The following is a 25,208-nucleotide window of genomic DNA, read 5'->3' as shown; positions in this document are numbered from 1 at the left end:
CAGGTCGCTTGGGTATATTGGGATTTTCTCACGCAACGTGCAGGTTAAATAGGAACTTTTTCATGTTTGAAGCCACATTGTGGTTGTTTGGTGTTTGTCTTTTAGTGGGGGGCGTTGTTGGGCTGTTGGCCGGTTTGTTGGGGATCGGCGGGGGCTTGATTGTGGTACCTGCGCTGAGTGTTTTACTCCCCTTGGCGGGAGTGTCTGACAATTTAGTTATGCCGATGGCGTTAGCGACGTCGCTCGCCAGTATTGTTATCACCTCCGCCTCCTCGGCGTTCACCCATTACCGGCTTGGTAATGTCCAACCATCGGTTATCCGATCCTTGCTGCCGGGCATTTTGGTCGGTGGTATGCTTGGCAGTGCGATTGCCGATAAGATGCCAACCCAGTATCTACCGAAAGTGTTTGGGGTGATTGTATTGATATTGGCACTTCAAATGGCGCTGTCCCTGCGCGTCCGGCCTGCCAGATCCCTACCGTCTGCTATTGGTAGCATGACCAGTGGCACCATGATTGGTATGATAGCGAGCCTGGCCGGTATTGGTGGCGGTTCGTTGACCGTGCCCTATCTCAATTATCACGGTGTTGAGATGCGAAAAGCCATCGGCTGTGCCTCCCTGTGCGGGGTGTTTTTGGCCTTGTCCGGCGTGGCGGGTTTTGTTTTTTTCGGGTTGAACCAACCGGAGACGCTACCTGTCTATAGTGTCGGTTACGTTTACTTACCTGCGCTGATGGGCATTGTCATCACGTCAGTAATGACAACACGTTACGGTGCAAGCCTTGCCACCCGGTTACCGACGCCGATCATCAAGCGCGTATTTGCCGTGTTTTTGCTTCTGGTAGGGGCAAGCATGTTTTTTAGCTAAGGAAGACGAATACATGTCTCTGACATTTCCCCAGATTGATCCCATCTTGATTGAAATTGGCCCTCTGGCGATTCGCTGGTACGGATTAATGTATTTGGCCGGTTTTGCGTTTGCCCTCTGGTTGGCTAATCGCCGTTCTGACAAACCTGACAGCGGCTGGACGCGAGATGAAGTGAGCGATCTGCTTTTCGCAGGCTTTCTGGGCGTTGTTTTAGGTGGGCGGATAGGTTATGTGCTGTTTTATCAGTTTGACGCTTTCCTCGCCAACCCTCTTTTCCTATTTAAAGTATGGACCGGGGGGATGTCGTTTCACGGTGGCCTGCTGGGTGTGATTGCAGCGATGGCATGGTATGCGCGTAAAACCAAGCGTACCTTCTTTGTGGTTTCTGACTTTATTGCGCCCTTAGTTCCTTTTGGTCTGGGGGCTGGCCGTTTAGGGAACTTTATCAATGGTGAACTGTGGGGACGTGCGACCGATGTGCTTTGGGGGATGGTCTTCCCAACCGGCGGGCCAGTTGCCCGTCACCCATCACAACTCTATGAGTTTGCGCTGGAAGGTGTGGTATTGTTTCTGATCCTTAACTGGTTTATTAAAAAGCCGCGCCCGGCAGGTGCCGTCTCAGGCCTTTTCCTGATAGGCTACGGGGCTTTCCGCTTTATCGTTGAGTTCTACCGCGAGCCTGATGCTCACCTTGGCCTGTTTGGTGATGCGATCAGCATGGGGCAGATCCTCTCCACCCCGATGATTATCGTGGGTGTGCTCATGATGGTTTGGGCGTATCGCCGCAACCCAGGCACGACACACTCAGCCTAAGCGTTGCACGTTAAGCCGCAGAACCCTGCGGCTTTCTTTATATTTTTGATTTGTCCTCCCGGTTTAGCGGGAAAAACGTAAGGAAAAACCATGAAGCAGTATCTTGATTTAATGCAGGATATCCTTGATAACGGCACAGACCGTGGTGACCGTACTGGTGTCGGCACACGTTCCGTCTTCGGGCGCCAGATGCGCTTTGATCTCAGTGAAGGCTTTCCGTTGCTGACCACCAAAAAGCTCTACACCCGTGCAATTATCCATGAACTGCTGTGGTTCCTTAACGGCGATACCAACATCAAATATTTGCAAGACAACAAGGTGACTATCTGGGATGAATGGGCGACTGAAAGCGGTGATTTAGGCCCGGTTTACGGGGCACAGTGGCGTTCATGGGCGTGCCCGGATGGTTCTACTGTTGACCAGATTGCCGAGTTGATTGAGCAAATAAAAACCAAACCAAACTCCCGTCGTCACATTATTACTGCGTGGAATCCGGCGGACTTACCGGATGAGAGCATCAGTCCGCAAGCCAATGCAGAGCAGGGCAAAATGGCACTGGCGCCTTGCCACTGCCTGTTCCAGTTTTACGTGGCTGATGGCAAGCTTTCCTGCCAGCTTTACCAGCGCAGTGCCGACTATTTCCTGGGCGTGCCATTCAATATCGCAAGCTACGCACTGTTTACCCATATGATTGCGCAGCAGTGTGATTTGGAGGTAGGAGAGTTTGTGCACACCTTTGGCGATGTTCATCTGTATCACAACCATCTGACGGATGATATCGTCTACGAGCAGCTCAAGCGTGAGCCGGGTAAACGTCCAACCCTGAAGATCAAACGTAAGCCTGCGTCTATCTTTGATTACAAACTTGAAGATTTTGAGATTGAAGGTTACGAGGCGCAGCCTACGATTAAAGCGCCGATAGCGATTTAGGGCTTAGGAAGAGCTGGTCCTGGGGAAAGCGAAGAGCGGTCCTAGGAATTTAAAAAGCGGTCCTAGGAAGAGCAAAGAGCTTGGCTTTCTCCAAGCGCGATCCAAAATCCTGCAGTACCCAGTACCTTCTCTATATCCCAAACACAAAAACGCCCATTAGCGGGCGTTTTCACATCAGTAGGTCAGCATTGCTTATTGCGTTATCAGCATGACCAGCGAAGGAATGGCGAGAAATACCAGACCCAGGTAAGCAGCAACGGCCAGTTTGCTTTTGGCTGCTGCGTTGCCCAGCATCTCTGCACATTTCAGTGGAATATCACGCAGGAACGGTGTGCCAAAGATCAACAAGGTAGCCAGTACGTTAAACGACAGGTGTACCAGTGCGATTTGCAGGGAAAAGACCGCGTTCGGACCGGTGACTGCCGTGGCTGCCAGAAGCGCAGTGATACAGGTACCGATGTTAGCACCCAGCGTGAAGGGGTAAACGTCACGTACTTTCAGTACATTGGTGCCAACCAGAGGAACCATCAGACTGGTAGTGGTTGAAGAAGACTGAACCAGAATGGTGACCAGAGTTCCGGACATAATGCCGTGAATAGGACCGCGACCGATCGCTTTGTGCAGCATCTCTTTAGCACGGCCAACCATCAGCGCACGCATCAGTTTGCCCATCATAGTGATTGACACAAAGATCAGCGCGATACCCAGCAGAGCCAGTACAATACCTCCCCAGCTACCAGGCAGGACAGATAGCATCTCTTTGGTGCCATTGACTAACGGCTTGGTCATTGGACCCATAAAGTCCAAGCCTTTCATGCTCAGGCTGCCTTCAAACATGAAAGGAGCAACCAGCCAACTAGAGATTTTGTCGAGCAGGCCGAACATCATTTCCAGCGGCAGGAAGATAGCGACAGCAATCAGGTTGAAAAAGTCATGAACTGTTGCACAGGTAAATGCGCGGCGGAACTCTTCTTTGCAGCGGGCGTGACCCAGGCTTACCAGAGTATTGGTGACGGTTGTCCCTATGTTTGCCCCCATCACCATCGGGATAGCTGTTTCAACAGGCAGGCCGCCAGCAACAAGACCAACAATAATAGACGTTACAGTACTGGAAGATTGGATAAGTGCAGTCGTTACGATACCAATCATCAAGCCTGCAATTGGATGGGATGCGAATTCGAACAGGTTTTTCGCTTCGTCGCCCGCAGCCCATTTGAAACCACTTCCAACCATGGACACTGCAAGCAGCAGAACATAAAGCATCAGCGCCAGGTTGACCCAACGTACCCAATTCTTAGAGCTGTTAATCGGTGCAGCAGTAGAAACTTGGGAAGTCATAAAAGGAATCTCCGTGACAAGTAAATGTCAGATTTGTGCCAGTGAAAAATTTGTCGCGGATATTAGGTAGGAAATATTTCACTAATATGACAGCTTGGATATTGTGTCACCACCCACGATAGGAAAGGATCTGAAATACCTCTTCCTTTTATTTCATCTCTTTAAAAATCATTGTATTACGATGTATTTGTTGAGTGGGCCAGTACAGAATAGAAAATCGCTACTTGAACCCTGTTAACGCTTATTGCAGGCTGTGAAGGTGAGTATTGTAACGAAGGTGTCGATTTTTGTTGCGAAAAAAGTAACTATTTTTGTTTTATAATTCGGTTATTCCGATGTTTAATCTCTGAAGAACCGATTTTTCTTTATCAATGTTCGGTGCCTAGACTAGTAGGAACCAATTAATGTTATGGAGTGCTATAAATGACTGATGCGATTCGTCAGTTTATGAAGATGGAATCAGCGGGCGGTTTAGTACTGATTGTTGCTGCAGTCCTGGCAATCATTATTGCCAACTCACCTTTGCAGCCATTGTATGACGGCGCGCTTCACAGCTATATAGCTGGTTTGTCTGTTGCACATTGGATCAACGACGGCCTGATGGCCATCTTCTTCCTACTGATAGGACTTGAGGTAAAAAGGGAACTGATCGAAGGGGCCCTGAATACCAAAGAAAAAGCGATCTTCCCTGCAATTGCAGCAATAGGTGGTATGTTGGCCCCCGCGCTGGTTTATCTGGCTTTCAATGCCGGTGACCCAATTACCCAAGCGGGCTGGGCAATCCCAGCTGCGACAGACATTGCTTTTGCTCTCGGTGTGATGGCGCTGCTGGGTAAGCGTGTCCCGCTGGCACTGAAAGTATTCCTGTTGGCACTGGCGATCATTGATGATTTGGGTGTGATCGTGATCATTGCGCTGTTTTACAGTAGCGATCTGTCGGTAACGGCACTGATTGTGGCCTTTATATCAACTGCCGTTCTTTTCCTCTTGAATGCAAAAGGTGTGACATCAACCAAATGGTATCTGTTGGTCGGTGCAGTACTGTGGTTCAGTGTGCTGAAATCTGGCGTACACGCGACACTTGCCGGTGTTGTACTCGGTTTTGCTATTCCGCTGGAAGGGGACAAAGACGATAAATCACCGCTCAAGAAACTTGAGCATGCCCTTCATCCCTATGTGGCATTCCTTATCCTGCCCATCTTTGCGTTTGCAAACGCAGGTGTGTCACTTGAAGGTGTTTCTTTTAACAGCCTGACCAATGCGTTGCCATTGGGGATTGCCTTTGGCCTTATGATTGGTAAGCCATTGGGTATTTTTACCTTCAGTTGGGTGTCAGTGAAACTTGGTGTGGCTCGCCTGCCTGAAAATGTTAACTTTAAACATGTCTTCGCGGTGTCTTTGTTGTGTGGTATCGGCTTTACCATGTCCATCTTCATTTCGTCGCTGGCGTTTGTGGGTGTAGACGAAAGCTACATTACCTTCTCTCGGCTGGGCATCCTGATTGGTTCAACGATATCGGCTGTTATCGGTTACACCTTGCTGAGTATGGTATTGCCGAAATCGAATGAGGAAGAAGACGGCGATGGGAAGAAAGTGAGTATTGACTATTAGCGCAGTTCTTTTCTCTGTGCCGACGTTAGCATTGGAGCAATACGCACACTGTTTCGAAGGCAGCTCAACAGCAGTGTGCAAAGCCTTTCTTGCGGGATTGGACATAACCCAATCCCGGCCTGAACGGGTTTAAAGAGCAGTGCAGGAATGCTCATCGAATGTCGATAAAGACACGCTTTTAGGCAGGGCGTTGGAACAACGCGCCGGTGGCCGGTATAAAACATCCACCATGACCCATAAAGATTAATCCATAACCCTGAACGCCAGATGCAATTCTGCATCTGGCGTTCTCCTCCATGAGTTCACATGTCACATTTAAACTATAACCACCTTTATTACTTCTGGATGGTCTGTAAGCAAGGCTCAGTCTCTAAAGCCGCAGATGCACTTTTTCTTACGCCACAAACTGTCACAGGACAGATCAGGGCACTTGAAGAACGGCTCAATGGTAAATTGACTAAACGCGCGGGCCGTACTGTTGAGCCTACAGAACTTGGTCAGCTTGTTTTCAAATATGCCGATAAGATGTTTGGCCTCAGCTATGAGATGCTGGATATCGTGAATTATAGCCAGCGGGAGAACCAGCTGTTTGATGTTGGGGTTGCCGATGCGTTGTCCAAAAGCTTGGTGAGTCGGGTATTATTAAAAGCTCTGCCCGCAGATGAAGGTATTCACCTACGTTGTTTTGAGTCGACCCATGAGCTGCTTCTTGAGCAATTAGCCCAACATAAGTTGGATATGATCCTGTCGGATTGCCCGGTGGGCTCTGCGCAAAATCCGGGGCTTTTCAGTGTCAAAATCGGTGAAAGCATGATGAGTTTCTTCTGCTCTGGAGAGGTGTCCAATAAACGCTTTCCTGCAGTGATTGAGGAGCACAAATTGTTGATCCCAAGCACGCGTACGGCGATGGGACGTAAGTTAATGCACTGGTTTGACAGCCAGGGGATCACGCCTACGATTTTGGGAGAATTTGATGACGCGGCACTGATGAAAGCCTTTGGCTCATACCATCAGGCCATGTTTGTCGCTCCCACGTTTTACTCGTCGGATGTACTGGAGTTACCCAATGTCCGTGAAGTGGCCAAAGTCGAAACATTGAAGGAAGAATATTATGTGATTTTTGCTGAACGGATGATTCAGCACCCTGCGGTAAAACGTATATGCGAGGCGGATTTCAGTAAGTTATTTCACTAATATTCAACATCTTTGCAGCATTCTTGCATGCAAACCATTGTGACTGCCCTGAACAGTGATAAACTTAAGTTAATAAACACAAACAAACCTTTAGACGTATTTTTGTAGCAGGCAGTCAATATGGAATTAACACAGATGCAAGAGGCTGGACCTAAAGCTGTGCAGTTGCTGAAAGCCATGGCGAATGAGCGAAGACTCTTCATACTCTGTTATTTGCTGGAAGGGGAAATGTCAGTCGGTACACTGAGTGAAAAACTTCAACTCAGTCAGTCTGCATTATCTCAACATCTGGCTTGGTTACGACGTGATGGTTTAGTGGCGACAAGAAAAGAAGCGCAGACGGTTTACTACTCGCTCAAAAGTGTAGAAGTACAAACTATCATGACAACATTACACCAGCTGTATTGCAGTAAGTAGTAATAATAGCAATAAAAAACCGGCATTAAGCCGGTTTTTTTATTTCAAATCGGAGCACTATTACAGCGCTTTGATTTGAGCAGCCAGAGCAGCTTTATGACGAGCAGCCTTGTTCTTGTGGATCAGGCCTTTAGTTGCCATGCGGTCCAGGATAGGTTGCGCTTCAGCAAATGCTTTAGTAGCCGCTTCTTTGTCGCCTGCAGCGATAGCTGCAAGGGTTTTTTTCAGGTAAGTGCGCATCATTGAGCGACGGCTTGCGTTGTGCTGGCGACGCTTCTCAGATTGGATTGCACGCTTCTTAGCAGATTTGATATTCGCCAAGGGTCTAACTCCCAAATCTTATATTCGGTGACAATTTAAGGCCGAGGAATATGCCTCGTTTTACCCGAATTGTCAATTCATTTGTGCAAATATCCGCCGCATTCACCGTAGGATTGGCGTGCTGCGAACATCGCGGTTAATATGGCGGCAGATTCTACCAGCATTCTTTACCTGAAGTAAGCCCCTTATCTTTGCTTTTGTTGCGATTCAAGGTGCCTTTTCGCGTTTTATAACCACAGAGGTTATGGGCGATACGGTGATAGGTTTACTTCCTTTTGTTTTTTAAGGGGATATCGGTGTCAAAGCGATTACTTCGCTCAGGATTGATTGTCAGTGCCATGACCATGGTTTCACGGGTAATGGGCTTGGTACGTGATGTGGTCATAGCCAATTTGATGGGGGCGGGAGCCGCTGCAGACGTCTTCTTCTTCGCCAATAAGATCCCCAACTTCCTGCGCCGTCTTTTTGCAGAAGGGGCTTTTTCACAGGCGTTTATACCGGTACTGGCGGAATATCAGGCCAGTGAAGATAAATCAAAAACCCGGGAGCTGATTGCTTACGTATCAGGGACGTTGGGGCTGTTAGTTACCCTGGTGACCCTGATAGGCGTCATCGCTTCACCGGTGATCACCGCACTGTTTGGGATGGGGTGGTTTCTGGATTGGGTAAACGGCGGCCCTTCGGCGCATAAGTTTGAGCTGGCGTCACTTATCCTGAAGATCACGTTTCCGTATCTGTGGTTTATCACCTTTGTTGCCTTGTCGGGGGCTATCCTCAATACCCTTGGCCGTTTTGCCGTATCGTCGTTTACACCGGTGTTTCTCAATATTGCCATGATTTTGGCGGCGATCTGGATTTCCCCCAGACTGGCACAGCCGGAAATCGGGTTGGCGATAGGTGTTTTTCTTGGCGGTTTTATCCAGTTTGCTTTCCAGATCCCGTTCCTTTTCCGGGAGGGAATGCTGGTGCGTCCGAAGTGGGGCTGGTCGCATCCTGGCGTGGCAAAAATCCGGACGCTGATGATCCCAGCACTGTTTGGTGTGTCTGTCAGCCAAATCAACCTGTTGCTCGACACGTTTATTGCCAGTTTCCTTGCTACCGGCTCTATCAGTTGGCTGTATTACTCTGATCGCTTGCTGGAGTTTCCGCTTGGCCTGTTTGGTATTGCGATTGCCACGGTGATCCTCCCAGCACTGTCAAAGAAACACGTTGAGCAGTCAGCCGGCCATTTTGCTTCCACCATGGATTGGGGGGTGCGCATGGTATTGCTATTGGGTGTGCCAGCCATGGTCGGCATGATTGTGCTCGCCAAGCCGATGCTGATGGTACTGTTTATGCGTGGCGAGTTTGGGGCGGACGATGTAACCGCCGCATCCATGTCGTTGATTGCCTATACCTTGGGTCTGCTGAATTTTATGCTGATTAAGGTACTTGCGCCGGGATACTTTGCCCGCCAGGACACCAAAACACCGGTGCGTTACGGCATTATCGCCATGGTGAGCAATATGGTCTTCAACCTTATTTTTGCTTACTTCTATGGGTATGTCGGGCTGGCGATCGCCACGGCATTGTCGGCGCTGGTGAATGCGGCCCTGTTGTATCGGGGGCTGCACAAACAACAGGTATACCGGGTGAGCCGGGAAACGGTGATCTTTACCCTGCGCTTGGTGTTAGGGGTTGCCCTGATGGGGAGTGTACTTTACTACCTGATGCCTGCCTTCGAGCAATGGCTGGCCATGAGCTTGTGGCAACGGGGGTATACGTTGGCAGGGTTAATTGCTGCGGGTGCAGGTACTTACGTCATCGCGTTGGTGATTTTGGGTCTGCGTCCGCACCAACTTCGTGCAGAAGGCTGATTGAACAGCAGGATTAGTATATAATCCGTCGGTTTTTAAGGGGAAAGCAGTGTTACCGCTATGGAATTGATTCGGGGTATCCATAACATCCGCGACAGGCACCGTGGTTGCGTGATGACAATTGGTAACTTTGACGGTGTCCATCTGGGGCACCAGGAAGTGCTGCGCCGTGTAGTGGAAAAAGCGGGCGAACTTGGATTACCTCCTACGGTGATGTTGTTTGAACCCCAGCCGCGGGAGCTTTTTGCAGGTGAAAAAGCGCCGGCGCGACTCACAAGGTTACGCGATAAGTACGTTCAACTCGCCAAATTGGGTGTTGAACGCCTTGTCATGGTGAATTTTAACGCTAAATTCGCTGCCATTACCCCCCATGACTTTGTTCATCGCTTGTTGGCTGAACAATTGGGTGTTAAGTTTCTCGTGGTTGGCGATGATTTCCGCTTTGGCGCAAGGCGTCAGGGCGATTTCTGTTATCTGCAAAATCAGGCTGCATTGGCCGGTTTTGAAGTGGTCAGCACCGACAGCTTCACTGTGTCTGAGCAGCGTGTCAGCAGCACAGCAATCCGTGAAGTGCTGGCCGCCGGGCAACAGCATGAAGCTGAACAAATGCTGGGGCGGCCTTACAGCATCAGTGGACGGGTTTCTCACGGCAAGAAGCTGGGGCGTACTATCGGTTTTCCTACAGCCAATGTGCCATTAAAACGCCGGGTATCCCCGGTGTCAGGTGTTTATGTGGTTCGTGTTGGCGGCATAGATAGTGGACAGTGGCAGGGAGGCGTGGCGAATGTTGGTACGCGTCCTACCGTCAATGGGGTGCGCCAGCAACTGGAAGTACACCTGTTCGACTTGGAGAAAGATCTCTATGGTCGCCAAATTGAAGTGCAGCTTCTCCACAAGCTGCGCGACGAAATGAAATTCAGCTCGCTTGATGAGCTGAAAGCCCAAATCGAAATTGATGCCCAGACAGCGCGTGCGTGGCTAGCTGGGCATGATATGAAATAATGTCTAAACGTCCATATACGGAATGAACAATCAATGAGTGACTTTAAAGATACCTTAAACCTGCCGGAAACCGCGTTTCCGATGCGAGGTAATCTTGCACAGCGTGAGCCACAAATGCTCAAGCGCTGGTATGACGAAGATCTTTACGGTGAAATCCGTAAAGCGAAGAAAGGCAAAAAATCTTTCATCCTGCATGACGGCCCTCCGTATGCAAACGGCAATATTCACATTGGTCACTCCGTAAACAAAATTCTTAAAGACATTATTATCAAGTCCAAAACCCTTTCGGACTTCGACGCACCTTACGTACCTGGTTGGGACTGTCACGGCCTGCCTATTGAACTGATGGTCGAGAAAAAAGTTGGCAAGCCAGGTCAGAAAGTGTCTGCGGCTGAATTTCGCGAAAAATGCCGTGAGTACGCCGCGCAGCAAGTTGAAGGCCAGAAGGCGGACTTTAAACGCCTGGGCGTACTGGGTGAATGGGACAAGCCATACCTGACCATGGACTTCGACACCGAAGCCAACATCATCCGTGCGCTGGGCAAAATCGCCGGTAACGGCCACCTGCACAAAGGCTTCAAGCCTGTTCACTGGTGTACAGACTGTGGTTCTGCGCTGGCAGAGGCCGAGGTGGAGTACTATAACAAGGTGTCCCCGTCGATTGACGTGATGTTCCGCGCGGTTGATGAGGCGGCGGTGCTGTCTAAATTCAACCTGAAAGAAGGCCATGAAGGCCAGGGTGAGGTGTCTATCGTTATCTGGACCACCACGCCTTGGACCTTGCCAGCTAACCGTGCTGTTGCTGTCTCTGATCACCTGGAGTACGTGCTGGTTCAGGTCGAAGGTGACACACCACGCCGTCTGATCATGGCATCAGAGTTGGCGAAAGAGGTGATGGACCGTGCCGGTATTGAGCATTTCCATAACCTTGGCTTCTGTAAAGGTGACGCGCTGGAACTGCTGCGTTTTCACCACCCATTCTACAGCTTCGATGTTCCTGTGATCCTGGGCGATCACGTGACGACCGAATCCGGTACCGGTGTAGTTCACACCGCACCTGGCCATGGTCAGGAAGACTTCGCGGTTGGCCAGAAATATAACCTTGAAGTGGCTAACCCTGTGGGGAGCAACGGTGTTTACCTGCCAGACACCGAACTGTTTGCCGGCCAGCATGTACTGAAAGCCAACGACAATGTTGTGGACGTGCTGAAAGCACACGATGCGTTGCTGCACTATCACGCTTATGAGCACAGTTACCCACATTGTTGGCGCCATAAAACGCCCATCATCTTCCGAGCAACTCCGCAGTGGTTTATCTCGATGGAGAAAGCAGGCCTGCGTGCCAAGGCGCTGGAAGAGATCAAAAATGTACAATGGATCCCTGAGTGGGGCCAAAACCGCATTGAAGCGATGGTGGAAGGCCGTCCTGACTGGTGTATCTCCCGTCAGCGTACTTGGGGTGTGCCCATTGCCCTGTTCGTTCACAAAGAAACGGCAGAATTGCATCCTGACACGGTTGAGCTGATTGAAAAAGTGGCGCAGAAAGTGGAGCAATCCGGCATTCAGGCATGGTGGGATCTTGATCCCGAAGAGCTGCTTGGCGCAGAAGCAGCAAATTACGAGAAAGTGCTGGATACCCTGGACGTATGGTTTGACTCCGGTGCGACGCACTACGCAGTGGTTAATCAGCGTGAAGAGTTTGCCGGTCAGGAAGCAGACATGTATCTGGAAGGCTCTGACCAACACCGTGGCTGGTTCCAGTCGTCCCTGATGACATCGGTAGCGATTAAAAACCATGCACCGTACAAGCAGGTTCTGACCCACGGCTTCACGGTTGATGGTCAGGGTCGCAAGATGTCGAAATCTATCGGTAACGTGATTTCGCCTCAGGACGTGATGAACAAGCTGGGTGGTGACATCCTGCGCCTGTGGGTCGCATCGACTGATTACACTGGCGAGATGACGGTTTCTGATGAAATTCTCAAGCGCAGCGCTGATGCATACCGCCGTATCCGTAACACCGCCCGTTTCCTGTTGGCAAACCTGAACGGTTTCAATCCGGAAACTGATCTGGTGGCAGCAGAAGATCTGGTGGTAGCAGACCGCTGGGCAGTCGGCAAAGCGCTGGAAGCACAGGAAGAGATCGTCAAAGCATATGATGAGTGCAACTTCCACGCAGTGACGCAGCGCCTGATGCAATTCTGTTCGGTAGAGATGGGCTCGTTCTATCTCGACATTATCAAAGACCGTCAGTACACCGCAAAAGCGGGTGCCCATGCGCACCGAAGCTGCCAGACTGCACTGTTCCATATCGTAGAGGCACTGGTTCGCTGGATGGCGCCAATCATGTCGTTCACAGCCGATGAAATCTGGAACGAAATGCCAGGCAAACGCAACAAGTTCGTGTTCACTGAAGTGTGGTATGACGGCCTGTTCGGTCTGGGCGAAGACGAACAACTGAATAACGCATTCTGGGCTGAATTGCTTCGCGTCCGTGGCGCAGTGAACAAGGTGCTGGAATCGGCGCGTAACGAGAAGATCATCGGTGGTTCACTGGAAGCAGAAGTGACGCTTTATGCAAAACCTGAGTTTGCAGCCAAACTGCAGGCCATGGGTGACGAACTTCGCTTCGTGCTGCTGACCTCGAAAGCTGACGTAGTTGCAACTGACAGTGCACCGGAAGTCGCGGTAGCGACGGAAGTGGAAGGCTTGTCTGTTGCTGTTGCCAAGTCAGGCGCTGAGAAGTGCGAGCGCTGCTGGCACTATGTTGCAGATGTGGGCACCATCGAAGGTCACAAAACCATTTGTGGCCGTTGCGTGAGCAATATCGATGGCGAAGGCGAAACGCGCCAGTTCGCGTAATGAGCAACGATAGGAAAGCTGGATGAAAGATCTGACAGCGAAACAATCAGGACTGCGCTGGCTGTGGCTGGCGCTTCTGGTGTTCGTGCTGGATATCGGCAGTAAATTGCTGGTGATGAATACGATGGGGTATGGCTGGCCAAACCGTATCGAGATATTGCCGTTTTTTAACCTGCTGTATGTCCATAATTATGGTGCCGCATTCAGTTTTCTGAGTGATGCTGGCGGCTGGCAGCGCTGGTTTTTTGCCATCATTGCCCTGAGTGTATCAGGCTTGCTGATGTACTGGATGCGTTCAACGCCTGCCAGTAACCGGATCCTGAACATTGCCTATGCGTTGGTGATTGGCGGTGCGATTGGCAATCTTTTTGATCGCCTGGTGCATGGTTTTGTGGTCGATTTTCTTGACTTTTATCTCGGGAGCAACCACTGGCCGGCGTTCAACCTTGCCGATACCGCGATCGTGGTGGGGGCGGGGTTGATTGTGTTGGAAAGCGTGATTGCCTCAAAAAAGCCGCAGGCTGAAGCGGAATAAACACCCTTCAGCACGATAAATAAAAATTTGGCGCTGGCTGCTCTGTGGCCGGCGCCAAGTCGTATAAAAAACGTGATAACCCAAATATATTTGGGGAGTTGGGGCGAATCCGCCCGATAACATAGGATGTGAGCCAATGTCGCAAATTAGCGCCAACAGTGAAGTGATCATGCATTTCACCATTAAACTCGAAGACGGTTCGGTGGCAGACAGTACCAAAACGTCAGGTAAACCTGCCAAGCTGGTAATGGGCGATGGCAGCCTGACACCGAACTTTGAAAAATGTCTGCTCGGTTTAAAAGAAGGTGAAGCCGCCAGTTTTACGCTGGAACCGGAAGATGCATTTGGTCACCCTAATCCAGACAATGTCCAGCACATGGACAGGCGCCAGTTTGCCAGTGATGCCCCTGCCGAGGAAGGCACGATTATTGCGTTTTCGGGCCCGGGTGGCCAGGAGATCCCTGGCTTGATCACCGATGTGACAGGCGAATCGGTCACCGTGGATTTCAATCACCCGCTAGCGGGCCACCGTGTTATCTTTGATGTTGAAATTGTCAGTGTTGCTTAAAAGGCTACCCCATGAAAATCATGCTCGCTAACCCCCGTGGGTTTTGTGCCGGTGTTGATCGCGCGATCAGTATCGTTGAACGTGCCCTGGAGTTATACCAGCCACCTATTTATGTCCGTCACGAAGTGGTGCATAACCGTTTTGTGGTGGAAGGACTGAAAGCACGTGGTGCCGTTTTTGTTGAAGAACTGAATGAAGTGCCGGATGACAGCATTGTGATTTTTTCGGCGCACGGCGTTTCTCAGGCCGTTCGCAACGAAGCGAAAGCGCGCAAACTGACTGTCTTTGATGCCACCTGCCCGCTGGTCACCAAAGTCCATATGGAAGTGGCTCGGGCGAGCCGCCGTAATATGGAAGTGATACTGATTGGTCATGCTGGTCACCCGGAAGTGGAAGGGACCATGGGACAATATGCCAGCGAAACCGGTGGCATGTATCTGGTTGAAAAGCCGGAAGACGTCTACAAACTGAACGTGAAAGACCCATCAAACCTCCATTTTGTCAGCCAGACAACCTTGTCGGTAGATGAAACCGCAGAAGTGATTGAAACACTGCGTAAGGTCTTTCCCGATATTCAAGGGCCGCGCAAAGATGACATTTGCTACGCGACTCAAAACCGTCAGGATGCGGTGCGCGATCTGGCAACGCAGAGTGATGTGCTGGTGGTAGTCGGCTCGAAAAACAGTTCCAACTCAAACCGCTTACGTGAGCTGAGTGAAAAGCTGGGAACGCCAGGTTATCTCACCGATTGTGCGGAAGATGTGAAGCCAGAGTGGTTTGAAGGTAAAAGCAAAGTGGGTGTGACGGCAGGGGCGTCAGCACCGGAAGAGCTGGTGAACCTTATCATTGCACGAATAGAGTCGCTGGGAGGCACGTCGGTGGAAGAGCTGAAAGGCCGTGAAGAGAACATGGTCTTTGAGGTTCCTAAAGAACTTCAGGTGAAACACGTAAACTGAACCCATGTTTGACTTTTGAGGGAGCCAAGGCTCCCTTTTCTATGCCTTGATGTTGATTCACATCACGCTTTGAAAAGGGTACAGTGGAGACAAAGTAGTGTTATCTCGCAGCGAAGGCTGCGTTGACAGGAAGTTAAAAGGGGAAAAAGATGGTTCGCATTGCAATTGCGGGTGCTGCTGGTCGTATGGGCCGACAGCTTATTCAGGCTATCGACACGATGGATGGTGCGGTATTGGCTGCCGCGAGTGAACGCCCAGAGTCCAGTTTGATTGGTACCGACGCAGGGGAGCTGGCCGGTATTGGCAAGCGTGATGTGTCGATTGTTGATGATCTGGCAAAAGTCGCCGATCAGTTTGATGTCATCATTGATTTTACTGCGCCGGTTGCCACACTGGCTAACCTTGAGCTGTGCCGTGAATATGGCAAACGTCTGGTGATAGGCACAACAGGTTTTACAGATGCGCAGCGCGCACAGATTGATGCTGCTACCAATGTGGGTATCGTCATGGCGCCTAACTACAGCGTAGGTGTGAATCTGGTGTTTAAGCTGCTGGAGAAAGCTGCCAAAGTGATGGGCGGTTATTGTGATATCGAGATCGTAGAAGCGCACCACCGTCACAAGGTTGATGCACCTTCAGGAACAGCAATTGGCATGGGTGAGGCAATTGCAGGTGCTATGGGCAATAAATTGAGTGATGTTGCCGTGTACGCGCGAGAAGGCATTACCGGCGAGCGTAGTCGTGATGAGATCGGTTTTGCGACCATTCGTGCGGGTGATATCGTCGGCGAGCACACAGCCATTTTTGCTGATATCGGTGAGCGCGTGGAAATTACCCACAAAGCCTCTAACCGTATGACCTTTGCCAACGGTGCTGTACGTGCGGCGATCTGGCTGGCATCAAAAGAAGCCGGTTTCTACACCATGCAAGATGTATTGGCGTTGGACTCCCTCTAAGTCTCGGTATTTCTTTTAGACGAAAACAGTATAACTATGCAGTGTGATGTTTTCTGCTGCATAGTTTTCCCTCCTGAATGTTCATTTCATTTATATCTTCATTTGCCTCAAAAAAAGCTGAAGTTAATTGGTGTAAAAATGTCACTGGGGCATTTTTGTGTTTATGCTGCGCAAAAGTATAGTTAAAGTGTTTCAGTAAAACGGTTGCGTGATAAGTTATCTGCATGTCTGTACCTTTAAATACAGGTGCAGGCGAAGAGATAACCTGTTTTAGGTTATTTAGGATCAATTTCAAGAGATAACCCTGATTTTTACCCCTTTGAATGATGAAATGGCAGCTTGTGCCTATAAGTAACATTCAATTTTGAAACGCTTATTGACAGGGATCGATTCGATCTCTAGAATGCGCGCAATTTGTCAAAAATCTGCTTTCGCATAATGCGACATAGATATGGAAAGCTTTAATGCAAAACTATATGCCTTTTTTGCATTTTTATTTATCTGGAGGTTATCTTGAGCAAGTCTGCGCTCTTAGTCCTGGAAGACGGGACTGTCTTCCACGGTGAATCCATCGGTGCTGATGGAACTGCTGTTGGTGAAGTCGTTTTTAATACCTCGATGACGGGGTACCAAGAAATTCTCACCGATCCTTCCTATTCCCAGCAAATCATTACCCTGACTTATCCCCACATTGGCAATACCGGTACTAATACCGAAGACGAAGAATCCTCCCAAATCCACGCCCAAGGCCTGGTCATCCGCGACCTCCCCCTTATCGCTTCCAACTTCCGAAATCAGCAATCCCTTTCTGATTATCTGAAAGCCCAAAATATCGTTGGTATTGCTGACATTGATACCCGCAAACTGACCCGCCTGCTGCGCGAGAAAGGGGCGCAGAATGGCTGCATCGTGGCAGGTGACAATATTGATGAAGCGCTGGCACTGGCAAAAGCAAAAGATTTCCCGGGCCTGAAAGGCATGGATCTGGCGAAAGAAGTGACTACCGCTGAAGCCTATGAGTGGAAACAAGGCTCATGGACACTGGAAGGCGGCTTGCCAGAAGCGAAAAGCGATAGCGAACTGCCATATCATGTGGTGGCTTACGATTTTGGTGCCAAGCGCAATATCCTGCGCATGCTGGTAGACCGCGGCTGCCGCCTGACAGTTGTGCCCGCACAGACATCAGCAGAAGACGTGCTGGCAATGAACCCGGACGGTGTGTTTCTGTCAAATGGCCCTGGCGACCCAGAGCCCTGTACCTACGCGATTGAAGCGACCAAAGTGTTCCTGGACAAAGGCCTGCCGATTTTTGGCATCTGTCTGGGTCACCAGATTCTGGCACTGGCAAGCGGCGCTAAAACAGTCAAAATGAAGTTCGGCCATCACGGTGCCAACCACCCAGTAAAGGATCTGGACCGCAATGTGGTGATGATCACCAGTCAAAACCATGGTTTTGCTGTAGACGAAGAAACGCTTCCTACAAATCTGCGCGCGACGCACAAATCTCTGTTCGACGGATCATTGCAAGGTATCCACCGCACGGATAAGCCTGCTTTCAGCTTCCAGGGACACCCTGAAGCGAGTCCGGGTCCGCATGATGCGGCACCGCTTTTCGACCATTTTATTGAACTGATCAAGCAACACAGCGCGTAAACCGGAGTAGCAGAGAATGCCAAAACGTACAGATATCCAAAGTATTCTTATCCTTGGCGCAGGCCCGATTGTTATCGGTCAGGCGTGTGAGTTCGACTATTCAGGTGCACAGGCGTGTAAAGCGCTGCGTGAAGAGGGTTACCGTGTCATTCTGGTGAACTCTAACCCTGCAACCATCATGACCGACCCGGAAATGGCTGATGCGACCTACATCGAGCCTATTCAGTGGGAAGTGGTCCGCAATATTATCGCCAAAGAACGCCCGGATGCGGTGCTGCCGACCATGGGGGGCCAGACGGCACTGAACTGTGCATTGGATCTGGAAAAACACGGCGTGCTGGCTGAATTTGGCGTGGAAATGATTGGCGCAACCGCGGATGCGATTGACAAAGCGGAGGACCGTTCACGCTTTGATAAAGCCATGAAGTCTATTGGCCTGGAATGTCCCCGTGCCGCTACGGCGAAAAGCATGGAAGAGGCATACAAAGTCCTCGATATGGTCGGCTTCCCTTGTATTATCCGTCCCTCTTTCACTATGGGAGGCACCGGCGGCGGTATCGCCTATAACAAAGAAGAATTTGATGAAATCTGTCGCCGCGGACTGGATCTTTCACCGACCAACGAACTGCTGATTGACGAATCCCTGATCGGCTGGAAAGAGTACGAAATGGAAGTGGTCCGTGATAAGAACGACAACTGCATTATCGTCTGCTCTATCGAAAACGTCGATGCCATGGGCATCCACACCGGAGACTCCATCACGGTGGCTCCGGCGCAAACCCTGACTGACAAAGAGTACCAGCTGATGCGTAATGCCTCGCTGGCCGTGCTGCGTGAAATTGGCGTAGAAACCGGTGGCTCTAACGTGCAGTTTGGTATCAACCCGAAAGATGGCCGTATGGTTATCATCGAAATGAACCCGCGTGTATCACGCTCTTCCGCACTGGCATCAAAAGCAACCGGCTTCCCGATTGCAAAAGTGGCAGCAAAACTGGCAGTCGGTTTTACCCTTGATGAGCTGATGAACGACATCACAGGCGGCGCAACCCCAGCGTCGTTTGAACCGACCATCGATTACGTGGTGACCAAAATCCCACGCTTTAATTTCGAAAAATTTGCCGGTGCGAATGATCGCCTGACTACTCAGATGAAGTCTGTCGGTGAGGTGATGGCGATTGGCCGTAACCAGCAGGAATCGCTGCAAAAAGCCCTGCGTGGTCTGGAAGTAGGCGCGACCGGTTTCGACGAAATGGTGGATCTGGATGCGCCGGATGCACTGACCAAAATCCGCCACGAGCTGAAAGATGCCGGTGCAGAGCGTATCTGGTACATCGCAGACGCATTCCGCGCAGGCATGTCTGTAGATGGCGTATTCAAGCTGACCAATATCGACCGTTGGTTCCTGGTTCAAATCGAAGAGATTGTGAAGCTGGAAGCCGAAGTCAAAGAAGGCGGCTTTGCCGGCTTAAATGCCAAGGTACTGCGTAAACTCAAGCGTAAAGGTTTCTCTGATGCACGCCTGAGTAAGTTGTTGGGTGTAGGCGAAGGGGAAATTCGCAAACTGCGTGACCAGTTCGATATCCACCCTGTCTACAAGCGTGTGGATACCTGTGCGGCAGAATTCTCCTCTGATACCGCGTACATGTACTCTACGTATGATGAAGAGTGTGAAGCGAACCCGTCAGACAAAGAGAAGATCATGGTGCTGGGTGGTGGTCCAAACCGTATTGGTCAGGGTATCGAGTTTGACTATTGCTGTGTTCATGCATCGCTGGCGCTGCGTGAAGACGGCTATGAAACCATCATGGTTAACTGTAACCCTGAAACGGTTTCCACGGACTACGACACCTCTGACCGTCTGTACTTTGAACCAGTCACGTTGGAAGATGTATTGGCTATTGCACGGGTTGAAAAGCCCAAAGGGGTTATTGTTCAGTATGGCGGTCAGACGCCACTGAAACTGGCGCGTGCGCTGGAAGCGGCCGGTGTGCCTATCATTGGTACCAGCCCGGATGCGATTGACCGCGCGGAAGACCGTGAGCGCTTTCAGGCAGCTGTTGAGCGTCTGGGCCTTAAACAACCCGCAAACGCCACAGTAACAGCGTTAGAGCAGGCAGTAGAAAAAGCACGTGAAATTGGCTATCCACTGGTGGTGCGCCCGTCTTATGTGCTGGGTGGCCGTGCTATGGAAATCGTCTACGACGAAAGCGATCTGCGCCGCTATTTCAACGAAGCAGTCAGTGTATCGAACGAATCGCCAGTTTTGCTGGATCGCTTCCTGGATGACGCAACCGAAGTCGACGTTGATGCGATTTGTGACGGTGAGCGTGTGGTGATTGGCGGTATCATGGAGCACATCGAGCAAGCGGGTGTTCACTCCGGTGACTCGGCATGTTCATTGCCTGCTTACACCCTGAGTCAGGACATTCAGGACGAAATGCGCCGTCAGGTTGAGAAGCTGGCTTTTGAGCTTGGCGTCCGTGGCCTGATGAATACCCAGTTTGCCGTGAAAGACGGTGAAGTGTACCTGATTGAGGTTAACCCACGTGCAGCGCGTACTGTACCTTTCGTGTCGAAAGCGACCGGTGCGCCACTGGCGAAAATTGCGGCTCGGGTAATGGCAGGCCAGTCTCTGGAATCACAGGGCTTCACCCAGGAAATCATTCCGCCTTACTACTCTGTGAAAGAAGTTGTTTTGCCATTTAATAAGTTCCCGGGCGTTGACCCACTGCTTGGCCCAGAAATGCGTTCAACCGGCGAAGTGATGGGGGTGGGCGATACCTTTGCAGAAGCGTTTGCAAAAGCGGACCTGGGTTGTGGTAAAACCTATACCGAACAGGGCCGTGCGCTGCTGTCTGTACGTAACAACGACAAGCAACGTGTAGTAGATCTTGCGGCTAAGCTTATCAAACTGGGCTTTGAGCTGGATGCGACTCACGGTACGGCGGTCGTGCTGGGTGAAGCAGGTATTAACCCGCGTCTGGTGAACAAAGTGCATGAAGGGCGTCCTCATATTCTTGACCGTATCAAGAATGGTGAATACAGCTACATCATTAACACCACCGAAGGCCGTCAGGCGATTGAGGACTCAAAAGTCCTGCGTCGCGGTGCGCTGGCTGAGAAAGTGAACTACACTACGACATTGAACGCGGCATTTGCAACCTGTATGGCGCATGCGGCCGCAGACCTGTCGAAAGTAAACTCTGTTCAGGAGCTGCACGCGCGCGTGGCAGAAAAATACGGCAAGTAACAGATAAATATGCCCAGACCACCTGGTTTCAGTTGGAAAGGGCATAAATCAATGAGCCGGAATCCAGATAAGCATCACACCCGCCTTCGTGGCGGGTTTTTTATTAATTTCCTGTCAGCGCATAGTGAGGCTTGATGTCAAAAGCGCCTGATACAATTCCCTCTCAAACTGGGTGATAGGGCTGGCGACATTGTCAGGACGTTCCTCAGAGTCCGGTATGTGGTAGTTGGTGACCAGTTGGACCACCAGCAGATCCTTCCCGAGATCGGTTTTTAATACGCCGGCAAGGTTATAACTGCCATACAGCGAGCCAGTTTTGGCGATTAGCCTTTGTTTAAGCGGCGCATGACGGACGCTGGCACGGTACTTCAATGTGCCATCAACGCCCGAAACTGGCAGCATAGCAAGCAGGCCAAGTTGGGGATGAGCATAAACATATTGGAGTACGTCCATCAATTGGGATGCCGTCATCCGGTTATTCCGCGACAGCCCTGAGCCATCCACAATCACTGCATGGGTCAAATCTATGCCTGTTTTCTCCAGCAAAATGGCTTTTATTGCCGCTGCTCCATTGGCAAAGGTCCCCGGTTGGTTGTAATAGCGGTGGCCAATTATTTTCAGCAGGTTATCGGCAATCAGGTTGTCCGAGCGTTTCAACATGGTTTCCAGCAGGGCATCGCGGTTGTCGGATCGGTGTTTTGCCAGTAGTGTGCGTGTTCCTGTAGGCGATCCAGTTTTTATTTTTCCGTCAACGATAATGGCGGCGGTTTTAAGTTCAGCCTGAAGGGTATCCTGCACATATTTTTGTGGATTCTGGATAGCAAACTTAAGCGGGAGGGGAGCACTGCGGTGGGCCAGACAACCGCTGAGCTGATAGTGATTGTTACTGTCATAATGCAACTCCAAGTCACACAGGTTTTGTTCCTGTTGTGATTGGGTGACCGCCATGGCGTCAGTGGTGACCTTAACAGGTTGGTGTTCAGGGACGAACACCCGGGTATGTGGCTGGTTTTTTTCGCTGTAGATTGCGCCCTGAACACAGTTTCGCTCCAAGGCAATCGCGCTGGATGGGGCGCTGTAGCACACGCCCAGAATATCCCACGGCCAGCCGATGGCACGTTCATAGCCACTGAATATGCTGCCATCCAACCAGATATCGCCACGAATATGTTGGATGCCTTTGGCTTTTAAGGCGCTGATCAGAAGGCGTATGTCGTTGCGGGTCAGGGTAGGGTCGCCACTGAAAGTGAACACCAGATCCTGACCAACTTGCTCCAGAGTAGTATCAAAGGTGAAATCTGGTGGTAAAGAAAGCGTCGCAGCCAGTGCTGTGACCACTTTTTGGGTACTGGCTGGGGGTAACAGGATGTCATTGTCTGCTGAGATAATTTCTGTGCCGATACTGACGTCATACACCGATAACGCTAATTGGCTGCCTGCCGGGAGCATGGCTTTGATTTTATTGAGTGGCACTGCGCTGGCAGCAAAAGAGAGAGGCAGCAACAAGAGGAAAATAAGCACTTGCACCATGGTGTCTCCGAGAAAGAAGGCCGATCCAGTATGGTACAAAAAACGCCTACACAGAGGTAGGCGTTTTCGGATCCTTATTAAGTTTTTAGCTTAACAGGGAATTAGAAGTCGTAACGCAGACCGAATACCAGCTCGTCTTCTGCATCAAGTTTGTGAAATACCTCTTTTTCGTCAAGCAGGTTGAAGTTGTAAGAGGCGTAGGCGCGGAAGTTGTCGTTGAAGAAGTGAGTCGCATCAATTGCGATTTGATCAACCGTATTTTGCTTGATACCTGATTTTTCTGCTTCCTGGTAGTTGTAGGTAGCAGTGAACTTAGTTTGGTTCATGGTGTAAGCTGCTGCCAATTCAAAGCCAGCTGCTTCTGCACGGTATACACCTTGGCCTGCTTCTATATCTGCGATCAGACCTGCAAAGTAGAAATCACCTACAGTGTAAGAGGCAGCAAGCATTACCTGGCTCTCTTCAGTGTTATTTTTACCTTGCTCAGCGTAGCCTAAACCCAGTGCCAGGCCAAAATCAAAGTTATAGATTGCAGATGCAGAGTAGCCGCCAACACGGTCAGTAATAACTGTGTTGCTAGAGCCTTCGCTCACAGTATCAAATACATAGTTGGCTTTAACGGTCAGACCACCGAACTCGCCCATGTAAGCTAAGTTGTTATCAGTACGGTCTGCAACAGCGATTTTAGTGCCTGCACCGTTACCGTGGTACGCCATGATATCGGTAAAGTCAGTGATTACACCCAGAGAGCCATCGTTTTTACCGTAGGTAACCAGGCCGTAGTCAGAGCCAATACCTGCAAACAGGTAACGGGTTTCATCCTTATCACCATTAAGAACAGCATCGTTAGTGGTGAACTCTTGTTCAAAGAAACCAATACCGTATGCGCCTTCTGAGATTTGGGTAGTACCCATAACATTCAGACGAACACGACTGTTGTCAGTTACATCACCGTCTTTGATAGCTGCACGTGCTTCAGCACGGCCACCGATAGCCAGAGATGAAGTACCGTCGTTAAAGATTTCAGCAGCAGATACAGAGGTAGACGCTACTGCCGCTACTGCAAGAGCAATCAACTTTTTGTTCATTATGTTGTCCTTTATATAAATGTGAGTGTCGGGACGTTGCCTCCAAACGTCGCGATGTCTTGTTTGTAACCGCTACCGATTTCTTACTGTTAGTAAAACAATCAAAAAACAAGTAGAAAACGGTGTTTTTTATATTTTTATGTATGTTTTTTCTGTTTTAAAACATGGTGATAAGTTTTTCTGCTGAGGTTCCGTAAGAGGTGATACTTTTATAAATTTTTATGTTTGTCGGCGATGGAAATATTCTTGCATTCTTTGGTTTGTGTGATTTGCGTTGGAGAAATGTTTTTGGGAATATGGTCGTCGTAATAAGGAAGTAGGAAGGTATTTCGTCAGAATGAATTCGTTGATGATCTAAACGGATAACTTGTTTACACTGAGATGAAACTTATTCGTCTGCTGCGCTCAAGCTTTGTCTGGGCGTGGCTTTGTTTTTGCCAAAACCTATGGTTTTGGTCACAGAGGTAATGTCATTTATGGATAAAGTACCAATGACTGTGCGTGGCGAGCAGCTGCTTAGAGATGAGCTGGACCGCCTGTTAAAACGCCGTCCGCTCATTACACAAGCAATTGCAGAAGCACGAGAGCTTGGTGACCTTAAAGAAAATGCCGAATACCATGCAGCCCGCGAAGAGCAAGGCATTTGCGAAGCGCAGATTCGTGACATTGAATACAAGCTTTCTGTGGCTCAGGTGATCGATATTGCAAAGATGCCAAACAATGGCAAAGTGATTTTCGGCGCGACTGTCACCCTGATTGATGCTAACACTGATGAAGAGGTGACCTACCAAATCGTGGGTGATGACGAAGCGGATTTCAAAAAGAACCTGATTTCCGTCAACTCACCCATTGCCCGTGGCCTTATTGGTAAAGAAGAAGGTGATGAAGTGGCGATCACTGTACCGGGCGGCGTCAAAGAGTTTGAAATCGAGAGCGTCAAATACATTTGATGATGGATGTCTGTTTCAACAAAAATGTTAGCGATTGTTACAGTCACCAAGGATAAAAAAGGCCGCTGAGCGGCCTTTTTTACTTCCGTGGCAATTCGATTTTGCGCTCTTCGCTTTGGCGGTAAAGTACCAGGATCTTGCCGATAACCTGTACTTTCTCCGCGTTCGTTTCACGAACGATTGCCTCTACAATCAAGTTCTTAGTGTCACGATCTTCTGATGCCACTTTCACCTTGATTAATTCGTGATGATCGAGAGCGATTTCAATCTCCGCAAGCACGGCTTCTGTCAGGCCATTTGCCCCCATAAGAACAACCGGTTTCAGGTTGTGCGCAAGGCCTTTCAGATACTGCTTTTGTTTTGTGCTTAGATTCATTGATGACTCGATTTATTGTTTTATCGGGGTTGAAAACGTGACATTCTACCGCCATCTCTATTCAAACTGAACAAATATCCCCCTGAGATTCGCCGTAAGACATTTTCGGCAGTGTTGTGGGTCAGGTAAAAC

21 protein-coding genes are annotated in these 25,208 nt (G+C 49.9%); 16 read left to right on the top strand and 5 right to left on the bottom strand.

Annotated elements, in window-relative coordinates; all coding sequences use genetic code 11:
- Positions 1–62 precede the first annotated feature (62 nt).
- From AC6IB1_RS14015 to AC6IB1_RS14005, 3 genes are all read left to right on the top strand, one after another.
- Positions 63–869 carry a sulfite exporter TauE/SafE family protein gene (locus AC6IB1_RS14015; RefSeq protein WP_497567167.1) on the top strand — a complete coding sequence of 269 codons (807 nt, stop codon included), beginning with the start codon at positions 63–65 and terminating at the stop codon, positions 867–869.
- A gap of 13 nt (positions 870–882) precedes the next feature.
- Entirely contained in the window at positions 883–1,683 is an 801-nt protein-coding gene (gene lgt, locus AC6IB1_RS14010; protein ID WP_497567166.1) for a prolipoprotein diacylglyceryl transferase, read from the top strand.
- A gap of 90 nt (positions 1,684–1,773) precedes the next feature.
- Positions 1,774–2,613 carry a thymidylate synthase gene (locus AC6IB1_RS14005; protein WP_497567165.1) on the top strand — a complete coding sequence of 280 codons (840 nt, stop codon included), beginning with the start codon at positions 1,774–1,776 and terminating at the stop codon, positions 2,611–2,613.
- Positions 2,614–2,805: 192 nt separating this feature from the next.
- Here AC6IB1_RS14005 and AC6IB1_RS14000 read toward each other — a convergent pair whose 3' ends face one another.
- On the bottom strand, positions 2,806–3,951 hold the full coding sequence (locus tag AC6IB1_RS14000) for a Na/Pi symporter (protein WP_497567164.1): 1,146 nt from the start codon (positions 3,949–3,951) through the stop codon (positions 2,806–2,808).
- Positions 3,952–4,374: 423 nt separating this feature from the next.
- Between AC6IB1_RS14000 and nhaA the strand changes: the two genes are divergently transcribed.
- The 3 genes from nhaA to AC6IB1_RS13985 all read left to right on the top strand — a co-directional run bounded on the left by nhaA (position 4,375) and on the right by AC6IB1_RS13985 (position 7,173).
- Entirely contained in the window at positions 4,375–5,562 is a 1,188-nt protein-coding gene (nhaA, locus tag AC6IB1_RS13995) for a Na+/H+ antiporter NhaA (protein WP_497567163.1), read from the top strand.
- 306 nt (positions 5,563–5,868) lie between these two features.
- Positions 5,869–6,756 carry a transcriptional activator NhaR gene (gene nhaR / locus AC6IB1_RS13990; RefSeq protein ID WP_005503889.1) on the top strand — a complete coding sequence of 296 codons (888 nt, stop codon included), beginning with the start codon at positions 5,869–5,871 and terminating at the stop codon, positions 6,754–6,756.
- A 120-nt stretch (positions 6,757–6,876) separates the two neighbouring features.
- On the top strand, positions 6,877–7,173 hold the full coding sequence (locus AC6IB1_RS13985; protein WP_040528595.1) for an ArsR/SmtB family transcription factor: 297 nt from the start codon (positions 6,877–6,879) through the stop codon (positions 7,171–7,173).
- A 60-nt stretch (positions 7,174–7,233) separates the two neighbouring features.
- On the opposite strand, the gene rpsT is transcribed toward AC6IB1_RS13985, so the two are convergent.
- Positions 7,234–7,494 (bottom strand): 30S ribosomal protein S20, encoded by a 261-nt coding sequence (gene rpsT, locus AC6IB1_RS13980; protein ID WP_040528593.1) that lies wholly within the window; start codon positions 7,492–7,494, stop codon positions 7,234–7,236.
- Between the two features lie 296 nt (positions 7,495–7,790).
- Here rpsT and murJ point away from each other — a divergent pair, with 296 nt between their 5' ends.
- The 9 genes from murJ to carB all read left to right on the top strand — a co-directional run bounded on the left by murJ (position 7,791) and on the right by carB (position 21,132).
- Positions 7,791–9,350, top strand: a complete 1,560-nt coding sequence (murJ, locus tag AC6IB1_RS13975; RefSeq protein WP_497567162.1) for a murein biosynthesis integral membrane protein MurJ — start codon at positions 7,791–7,793, stop codon at positions 9,348–9,350.
- Between the two features lie 60 nt (positions 9,351–9,410).
- On the top strand, positions 9,411–10,352 hold the full coding sequence (ribF, locus tag AC6IB1_RS13970; RefSeq protein ID WP_497567161.1) for a bifunctional riboflavin kinase/FAD synthetase: 942 nt from the start codon (positions 9,411–9,413) through the stop codon (positions 10,350–10,352).
- 33 nt (positions 10,353–10,385) lie between these two features.
- On the top strand, positions 10,386–13,214 hold the full coding sequence (gene ileS / locus AC6IB1_RS13965; RefSeq protein ID WP_497567160.1) for an isoleucine--tRNA ligase: 2,829 nt from the start codon (positions 10,386–10,388) through the stop codon (positions 13,212–13,214).
- Between the two features lie 22 nt (positions 13,215–13,236).
- Positions 13,237–13,749 carry a signal peptidase II gene (lspA, locus tag AC6IB1_RS13960; protein ID WP_005503884.1) on the top strand — a complete coding sequence of 171 codons (513 nt, stop codon included), beginning with the start codon at positions 13,237–13,239 and terminating at the stop codon, positions 13,747–13,749.
- Positions 13,750–13,885: 136 nt separating this feature from the next.
- On the top strand, positions 13,886–14,317 hold the full coding sequence (gene fkpB, locus AC6IB1_RS13955; RefSeq protein ID WP_497567159.1) for an FKBP-type peptidyl-prolyl cis-trans isomerase: 432 nt from the start codon (positions 13,886–13,888) through the stop codon (positions 14,315–14,317).
- A gap of 11 nt (positions 14,318–14,328) precedes the next feature.
- Positions 14,329–15,273 carry a 4-hydroxy-3-methylbut-2-enyl diphosphate reductase gene (gene ispH, locus AC6IB1_RS13950; RefSeq protein ID WP_497567158.1) on the top strand — a complete coding sequence of 315 codons (945 nt, stop codon included), beginning with the start codon at positions 14,329–14,331 and terminating at the stop codon, positions 15,271–15,273.
- Between the two features lie 149 nt (positions 15,274–15,422).
- Complete coding sequence (gene dapB / locus AC6IB1_RS13945; protein WP_497567157.1) at positions 15,423–16,229, top strand: 4-hydroxy-tetrahydrodipicolinate reductase; 807 nt, start codon at positions 15,423–15,425, stop codon at positions 16,227–16,229.
- Positions 16,230–16,742: 513 nt separating this feature from the next.
- Complete coding sequence (gene carA / locus AC6IB1_RS13940) at positions 16,743–17,882, top strand: glutamine-hydrolyzing carbamoyl-phosphate synthase small subunit (protein ID WP_497567156.1); 1,140 nt, start codon at positions 16,743–16,745, stop codon at positions 17,880–17,882.
- Between the two features lie 16 nt (positions 17,883–17,898).
- Complete coding sequence (carB, locus tag AC6IB1_RS13935) at positions 17,899–21,132, top strand: carbamoyl-phosphate synthase large subunit (RefSeq protein WP_497567155.1); 3,234 nt, start codon at positions 17,899–17,901, stop codon at positions 21,130–21,132.
- 114 nt (positions 21,133–21,246) lie between these two features.
- Here the strand turns inward: carB and dacB are convergent, their stop codons facing one another.
- Both dacB and AC6IB1_RS13925 read right to left on the bottom strand, forming a co-directional pair.
- On the bottom strand, positions 21,247–22,662 hold the full coding sequence (dacB, locus tag AC6IB1_RS13930; protein ID WP_497567154.1) for a serine-type D-Ala-D-Ala carboxypeptidase: 1,416 nt from the start codon (positions 22,660–22,662) through the stop codon (positions 21,247–21,249).
- A gap of 101 nt (positions 22,663–22,763) precedes the next feature.
- Positions 22,764–23,750, bottom strand: coding sequence for a porin (locus AC6IB1_RS13925; RefSeq protein ID WP_497567153.1), 987 nt, complete (start codon positions 23,748–23,750; stop codon positions 22,764–22,766).
- A 476-nt stretch (positions 23,751–24,226) separates the two neighbouring features.
- Between AC6IB1_RS13925 and greA the strand changes: the two genes are divergently transcribed.
- Positions 24,227–24,700 carry a transcription elongation factor GreA gene (gene greA / locus AC6IB1_RS13920; RefSeq protein ID WP_497567152.1) on the top strand — a complete coding sequence of 158 codons (474 nt, stop codon included), beginning with the start codon at positions 24,227–24,229 and terminating at the stop codon, positions 24,698–24,700.
- A gap of 79 nt (positions 24,701–24,779) precedes the next feature.
- On the opposite strand, the gene yhbY is transcribed toward greA, so the two are convergent.
- Positions 24,780–25,076, bottom strand: a complete 297-nt coding sequence (gene yhbY / locus AC6IB1_RS13915; RefSeq protein ID WP_497567151.1) for a ribosome assembly RNA-binding protein YhbY — start codon at positions 25,074–25,076, stop codon at positions 24,780–24,782.
- Between the last annotated feature and the right edge of the window lie 132 nt (positions 25,077–25,208).

This window comes from Grimontia sp. THUN1695 (assembly GCF_059704325.2).
Note: the sequence above shows the minus strand (reverse complement) of the source record. Positions and strands in the feature narration are given on the sequence as shown.